Raw genomic sequence first — 7,356 nt, forward strand, 5'->3', positions numbered from 1 at the left:
TCGCATTAATTTAAATGGAATGAGCCCGGTAGAATACCGAGCTCATTATATTAAAAAGATTGCATAACTTCGTCCAACTTTTTGGGGTCAGTCCAATGGGTAGCTTTTTTAATTACTCTATTCATTACTTTTTAAATATAGGCAGTGAGTCATTTGCGTGTAATTTAAAATATACTGCTGGCGTTATTAGTGGCAATAAAAACATCATAAGTAACCATACTCTTGATTCTCTTCCAACTATACGTAAATTCATAACTAAATGAATTAATCCATAGCCCAAATAAATAGCTAATAATAATAGTCCAATTACAATTACTGAACATTCTGTTATACCGATAGTTGCTATCTTCATTTCTCAAGATTTATGTAAAATATTATTCGTTAAGTAATTAACTATGAACTACTTTACAAAAATCAAACCATAGTAAACAAAAAAAGGTTAGCATTGCTACTAACCTTAAATTTATCTTACTTACTTTTTAGCTACTTAACTGAATTATTGTTACTTAGCAAATGTTTCTTTAGATCATTTTCAGAATCTTTTAACTCAATTTCAACAGCACGTCTTTTCTCACGTCCTTCTGCTTGGATACGAACAATTTCATCAATTGTAGTAATGATATCTGAATTAACTTTACGAATTGTTTCTATATCTACTATTCCACGTTCGGTTTCTTTTGCGATCTTAATCGTTGAATCTTTTAACATCTCACTATTCTTAGTCAATAACTGATTTGTAGCATCATTTACTGCTTGTTGCGCTCCTAATGCTTGTTGAGAACGAGCTAAGCCTAATGTTAATACCATTTGATTTTTCCATAATGGCAATGTATTTACAATACTTGACTGTAATTTTTCCATCAACATCAAACTATTGTTTTGTACCATTCTGATTTGAGGTGATGATTGTAAAATAACCATTCTCGTTAATTTTAGATCGTGAACCTTTCTTTCAAAGCGAACTACTTGTTGTTCAAAATCTTTAAATGCTTGTATTTTACCAGGATCATTAGCCTCTTCAGCTTCAGCTTTTAATCTTGGCAATTCAATTGTATTTAATTCGTGTAGCTTTTCATCACCTGCAGCAATATAAAGTGACAATTCTTTAAAGTAATTCTTGTTCTCATCAAATAGCTTGTCAAACATTGCAACGTCTTTCATCATTATCTTATAATGACGCTCTAACTGCACTTCAACTGCATTAATATTATCTTCTACTTTAGAATACTGCGTTTGTAACCTTGCTATTTTCTTTTTCAATGTATCAAAGAATGGAAATAGACTCTTTTTATTCGCAATACCCTCAAATGACTTAACATCTTCTTTTAAACCAACAAGGATGTCTGTTGTTTCACCTAAATCTTTTGTCTGTACTTGTTTCAATATTTCAGTAGCAAATGCACTTGCTTTTAGCTGACTTGCCGCACCATATTGAATAACTTGAGTTGTATTTGACAAATCAATGCTTCCTTTATAGGATTCAATTTGCTTTAATTCTTGTGGACTAAAATCCACTGAAACCTCAGGAGCTAATGCTCTTTCATCTCTTAATTGTTGAATATCCTTTTCCATATTTCTTTTTTTTATAATAGTCCTCTATTTTTTAAATCTTGTACATATACTTCTGACTCTGATTCCATTTCTATATTTTGAAATTTCATCTGATTCATTAATTCGTTTTCAAATGCTTTGGTAGCTTGAGCTATAGTAGATCGAAGCTTTAATTCGGCTTGCTTTACAGTATCATTATCTAATTTAGACAATTCCAATTGATGGTATTGTTGCAATATATTTTCTATTGAATAAGCGTGACGTTCCAAAAATAAATTACTTATGTTCTTATTGTTTTTAGTAATTGATTTAGTCATTGAAATCATTAAAGCAATATTTCCTTTTACTTCGTCATTTGTAAGCACATTTTTCCAACGGTCTAAACTAATGACAAAATCACTAACAGACAACACTTCAGATATACGTTTACGACGCATAAATTCAACATAATCATATTCTACACCCCATCTCACATTAATAATTGAGCGTAAATCAACGCGCTGCAAAAAACTTTTATAATGCATACCTACAACAACAGCCCCACTTAACATAACCAAAAATGAAATAACCTTAACCAAAAATAGTTCTCCAAAAGTGAGGTACATAAAATAAACACTTACGTATAAGGCACTCCAAACTAATCCCCCATATATCAAATTACGAATACGTCCTACAATTGCCATATAGAACATAGCACCTGGTGGAAGAATAAATGGAAAAGCTATAGCCAGAATACTTAGCCAACCAGTCTTAACTTCCCAATTCTTTGATTTCTCTGTAAATACTCCCATTATAACAATCCTCTTCCTTTTAATATAGATAAATATACTTCTGCTTCAGCATCTACCTCTAATATTTGCATTTCAAACATTTTTGACAATTCATTTTCAAATGCTAATCGAGCAGAACTAATCAATTGTTCCAACTTCTCCTTTGCTTCTTTAACTTCTGTATTTTGCAAATAATCTTTATCAAGTGTTATATATTGTTGTAAAGCATTTTCAATTGTCGACGCGTGTCTTTCAAAAAACAAATCACTCTTGGATGGATCTGTTTCAACAATAATATTTACTAAACGTATTAATTCGTCTACATCATCCTGCATAGAAATATTAGTTATATTCTTTTTAAGATTTGTGAGATTGTTTATAAATAAATCTTTACGTGATATATTCTCTTCTACATTTACAAGTTGATTCATTATCGAAAAATAGCTATATTCTTTATCCTTCTCTAAATTGATATAGTCTTTTAAATCTAAGCGTTGCAAATACTCTCCTAAATACAAAGACATATAAGCTACATAGATATAGAAACTGATAAAATTTAATGTAAGAATAGTTGTAAAGCCTTGATTTGCCATATAAGCAAATAAAGAAATGACCAAAAATAATAAGTAGATTAATGATATAAATAATGTGGTTTTAGTCCACTTACTTACTTTAACGATAGCTCCAAATACAGCTACAGCAATTGGTGTGAGTAATCCTAAACTTAAAAAACTCACTCCTCCGACAACTCCTAATAAAACTAATGAGCTTTTAAACTCCCAACTTTTACTGCGATTAGTAAACCAACCCATTTGTAAACATTTAATTTTGTACTAAAGATATTAAAAAGCAAACTACATTCATATAAATCTTATCATATACTTCACACTATTTACAGGAATAAAGACAGTTTCACCTACAATCATCTTATATGTGAATAAATAAAATATCGAGTTATTATAAACACAACCTATAATCTAAAAGTAATAATAAAACATCACCATTATTAAAGGAAAATATTGGTTATCACAGAAAAAAATACTGGGAAATAAAGATTTCTATTAACCTTAGTAAAACTATTTACCATAGGTTAAAATACACTTTTATGTAGCTATTATAACAGTTAAACCATTAACAAGAAATGAAGTATATAGAAGTAAGAAACTACATGGTTGTACATGGAATTAAATAGGCAATATCAAAAAAGCATAAAAAAAGCCCCAACAAATGTTGGGGCTTAAGAAATATTATAAAAGACTAGGAATTAGTTTCCTTTCTCCATTCTTTCTTTTAACTCAGCAAGAGCGTCGATATCTCCTAATGTAGTTTTCTCAGCAGAAGCAGAAACTGTTTCAGCTGTTTTTACATTTTTCTCTTCTTCCTCACGGAAAATAGATGTATGAGAAGCTACAACTCTTTTGAATTCTTTGTTGAACTCAATAATTTTGAATTCAGCAGTTTCACCTTTTTTCAACTTTTTACCGTCTTCTTTTTCTAAGTGACGAGTTGGGATGAAAGCTACAACGTCATCTTCGAATACTACAGTAGCACCTTTGTCTACTAATTCAGAGATTTCACCTGTGTGAACAGTACCAACAGCATAAGCTTGTTCGTATTTATCCCATGGGTTAGCTGTAGTTTGTTTGTGTCCTAAAGATAATTTACGACCTTCAACGTCTAATTCTAATACAACAACTTCTAATTTGTCTCCAACGTTTACAAATTCAGATGGGTGTTTGATTTTCTTAGTCCAAGATAAGTCAGAGATGTAAATTAATCCATCAATTCCTTCTTCTAATTCTACGAAAACACCAAAGTTTGTAAAGTTACGAACGATACCAGTATGTTTAGAACCTACAGGGTATTTAGAAGTGATATCAGTCCAAGGATCTTGAGATAATTGTTTGATACCTAAAGACATTTTTCTTTCTTCTCTATCAAGAGTTAAAATAACTGCCTCTACCTCGTCTCCAACTTTTACGAAATCTTGAGCTGATCTTAAGTGAGTAGACCAAGACATTTCAGAAACGTGGATTAAACCTTCAACTCCTTCAGCAACTTCGATGAAAGCACCGTAGTCAGCTAAAACAACTACTTTACCTTTAACTTTATCTCCTACGTTTAAGTTAGAATCTAAAGCATCCCATGGATGAGCGAAAAGTTGTTTTAAACCTAATTGAATTCTTGTTTTCTCGTCATCAAAGTCTAAGATTACAACATTCAATTTTTGGTCTAATTCTAATACTTCACTTGGGTGGTTGATTCTTGACCAAGATAAGTCAGTAATGTGGATTAATCCGTCAACACCTCCTAAGTCAATGAATACACCGTAAGAAGTAATGTTTTTAACAACACCTTCTAACACTTGACCTTTTTGTAATTGACCGATAATCTCTTTTTTCTGGATTTCGATATCAGCTTCAATAAGAGCTTTGTGAGAAACAACAACGTTTTTGAACTCGTGGTTAATTTTAACTACTTTGAATTCCATTGTTTTGTTCACGTATTGATCGTAATCACGGATTGGTTTAACGTCAATTTGAGAACCTGGTAAGAATGCTTCGATTCCGAATACGTCAACGATCATACCACCTTTAGTTCTACATTTTACGAAACCATTAACGATTTCTCCTGTCTCATGAGCAGCAATAACTCTATCCCAAGCTTTGATAGTACGAGCTTTTCTGTGAGATAAAACTAATTGTCCGTATTTATCTTCTCTAACGTCAATTAATACTTCAACTTTATCACCAACTTTTAAGTTTGGATTGTAACGGAATTCATTTAATGAAATAACACCTTCAGATTTAGCGTTGATATCAACAATCGCATCTCTGTCAGTAATTCTTACAACAACTCCTTCTACTACTTCTTCGTCATCTGTAGAGATAAACGTTTTGTCTACTAAGTTTTCAAACTCTTTTAATTGGTTCTCATCAACAGCATCAATACCGTTTTCGTAGTTATCCCAGTTAAAATCTTTTAAAAATTCTTCTTGTGTTTTAATGTTTTCAGACATATCTGATAAAATTTGTATTCTGTTTTTATTATAAGTCTCTATAAATCAATTATTAAAAACAGAAGGGTTTAAATATTATTTTATAATTGCTATTAGGAAACCATGTTGATCTAAAAGCTGTGCAAAAGTAATACAATTAAATTACCTACCAAAACAATTATTTTATTTTTACAATTCAAACAACTCAATATAAAAGCTTTAAATAAAAAATGCCTTTGGTTTTTCCAAAGGCATTTTTTTATAAATACTATCAATTACTAATATTCAATTGTTCATTGTCTTTTTTTTGAGAAGCAGATTTCTTTTTAAAACTTTTAAAAATCTTACTGCCTTTGTATAAATCCCAATTCATTAAAGCAACGCTTACTAACACAACTCCTAATCCGCCTACTTGTAAACTTGTAATAATATCATCTGTAAAAAAGTAACTTAATGCTACTGCTACAACTGGATTTACATAAGCATATGTACTAACTTCAGTAACTGGTCTATTTTGAATTAACCAAATATATGAACCAAAAGCTAAAATAGAACCAAATGTGATCAAATATGCTAACGAGAACCAACCACCTGTAGATACATCACCTGGATCAAACGCAGCAAACTCACCATTTAACGTTGCTACAAGAGCAAACAATACACCAGCTGTAATCATTTGCCAAGAAGTCTTAACCATAACGTGTAAATCCTCACCTTGATCATCATTCTTGTCCTTTGAATATTTTGAATACAACGAACCGATAGTCCAAGCAATAGATCCTATGATTAGTAAAACCATACAGAAGATATTCAATAACTTCTGAGACTCATCACTTGCAATAGTAATTTGCTCAGCGAACAACATTATTACGCCTATAAATCCCATTATCAATCCTAATACAATTGGAATACTAGAAAAGTTATTCTTCCACTGAGGTTTATCTAAAATAATAAACCATAAAGCGGCAGCGGCAGCCATAATAGCAGCAATACCACTTGAGACGTGTTGTTCTGCCCAAATCAATGCTCCCATGTCAATAAACAACAATAAGAACCCAGTAATACAAGCCTGTTTAACCACTTTCTTATTAAACAGCTTATACCCACGCATCTTGCAGTAAGTCAATAAAATCATGCTTGCTGCGAAAAAACGTAACGATCCTAAAACGAAAGGTGTGAAATCACTTAATGCTTTGTGAATAAAGAAAAAAGTAGATCCCCAAACAAAATAAACTACAAGATAAGCAAATATCACTGTTCCTTTACTTGTACCATTTGTAGCAACTGCTCCCATAACTAATCTAAAATTTCTGGTATTATTAATTTATTATCTTCTTTAACTGTTTGTAACACAATTATAGTCCTTGTCGATATTATCCCTTGAATCTTAGACAAAGAATTACGCATCAGGTGAACTAAAGCAAGTGAATCTGAAGTACGGACTTTAATCATATAGCCATCATCACCTGCAATATCGTGTACTTCCAAAACTTCTGGTATTTCCGCTAAAAGCTTTCCTGTTTCTTCATCTCCAATTATCTCATCTACTTTTATAAAAATAAACGAAAGCATCTTTTGATTAATAGCTTTGGGATTAACTCTTGCATTAAACTCAAGTAAGACTTCTTTTTGCTCCAATTTTTTAACTCTTTCAAGAATTGCAGAGGGAGCCATTCCAACTTCCTTTGCTAATTCAGAATTATTAATTCTCGCATTATCCTGCATCATACGCAAGATCTTTAAGTCTATTTCATCTAATTTATACTCCATCATCTATATTTTGCGAGTGCAAAGATAACAAAAGAATTATATTCGGTACAACTATTTTAAAAAAGAATTATATACTACAAAACAAACCACAAACCAAATTATATACAGCTACATATATAACATAAAGTATACCTAAAAAAGAAAGCATTAGCATATACAATAATTTAAACTCCTTCAGTTTAGAGCAAAAAAAATCCCCAACCTCATAGAGATTGGGGATTCAAAAGAAAGGCGGCGTCATACTCTCCCACTGCTTAGCAGTACCAT

The 7,356-nt window shown here is 31.3% G+C and carries 7 protein-coding genes; all 7 read right to left on the reverse strand.

The window, feature by feature from the left end:
• Positions 1-124: 124 nt before the first annotated feature.
• On the reverse strand, positions 125-352 hold the full coding sequence (locus BLT46_RS12775) for a hypothetical protein (protein ID WP_090410505.1): 228 nt from the start codon (positions 350-352) through the stop codon (positions 125-127).
• Between the two features lie 131 nt (positions 353-483).
• Positions 484-1,572 (reverse strand): toxic anion resistance protein, encoded by a 1,089-nt coding sequence (locus tag BLT46_RS12780; protein WP_090410506.1) that lies wholly within the window; start codon positions 1,570-1,572, stop codon positions 484-486.
• Between the two features lie 11 nt (positions 1,573-1,583).
• Positions 1,584-2,342, reverse strand: coding sequence for a hypothetical protein (locus BLT46_RS12785; protein ID WP_090410507.1), 759 nt, complete (start codon positions 2,340-2,342; stop codon positions 1,584-1,586).
• Complete coding sequence (locus tag BLT46_RS12790; RefSeq protein ID WP_090410508.1) at positions 2,342-3,133, reverse strand: 5-bromo-4-chloroindolyl phosphate hydrolysis family protein; 792 nt, start codon at positions 3,131-3,133, stop codon at positions 2,342-2,344. The genes BLT46_RS12785 and BLT46_RS12790 overlap by 1 nt, the downstream gene beginning before the upstream one ends.
• A 452-nt stretch (positions 3,134-3,585) precedes the next feature.
• A complete protein-coding gene (gene rpsA, locus BLT46_RS12795; RefSeq protein ID WP_090410509.1) occupies positions 3,586-5,340 on the reverse strand; it encodes a 30S ribosomal protein S1 in 1,755 nt (584 codons plus the stop codon).
• 250 nt (positions 5,341-5,590) lie between these two features.
• A complete protein-coding gene (locus BLT46_RS12800) occupies positions 5,591-6,613 on the reverse strand; it encodes an EamA family transporter (RefSeq protein WP_090410510.1) in 1,023 nt (340 codons plus the stop codon).
• Positions 6,614-6,615: 2 nt separating this feature from the next.
• Complete coding sequence (locus BLT46_RS12805) at positions 6,616-7,089, reverse strand: Lrp/AsnC family transcriptional regulator (protein WP_090410511.1); 474 nt, start codon at positions 7,087-7,089, stop codon at positions 6,616-6,618.
• Between the last annotated feature and the right edge of the window lie 267 nt (positions 7,090-7,356).

Origin of the sequence: Myroides phaeus (assembly GCF_900099675.1) — a bacterium.
Classification (GTDB): domain Bacteria; phylum Bacteroidota; class Bacteroidia; order Flavobacteriales; family Flavobacteriaceae; genus Flavobacterium; species Flavobacterium phaeum.

Coding starts and splice junctions, on each gene's coding strand:
- BLT46_RS12775 (WP_090410505.1), bottom strand. CDS start 352: ATGAAGATAGCAACTATCGGTATAACAGAATGTTCAGTAATTGTAATT.
- BLT46_RS12780 (WP_090410506.1), bottom strand. CDS start 1,572: ATGGAAAAGGATATTCAACAATTAAGAGATGAAAGAGCATTAGCTCCT.
- BLT46_RS12785 (WP_090410507.1), bottom strand. CDS start 2,342: ATGGGAGTATTTACAGAGAAATCAAAGAATTGGGAAGTTAAGACTGGT.
- BLT46_RS12790 (WP_090410508.1), bottom strand. CDS start 3,133: ATGGGTTGGTTTACTAATCGCAGTAAAAGTTGGGAGTTTAAAAGCTCA.
- rpsA (WP_090410509.1), bottom strand. CDS start 5,340: ATGTCTGAAAACATTAAAACACAAGAAGAATTTTTAAAAGATTTTAAC.
- BLT46_RS12800 (WP_090410510.1), bottom strand. CDS start 6,613: ATGGGAGCAGTTGCTACAAATGGTACAAGTAAAGGAACAGTGATATTT.
- BLT46_RS12805 (WP_090410511.1), bottom strand. CDS start 7,089: ATGGAGTATAAATTAGATGAAATAGACTTAAAGATCTTGCGTATGATG.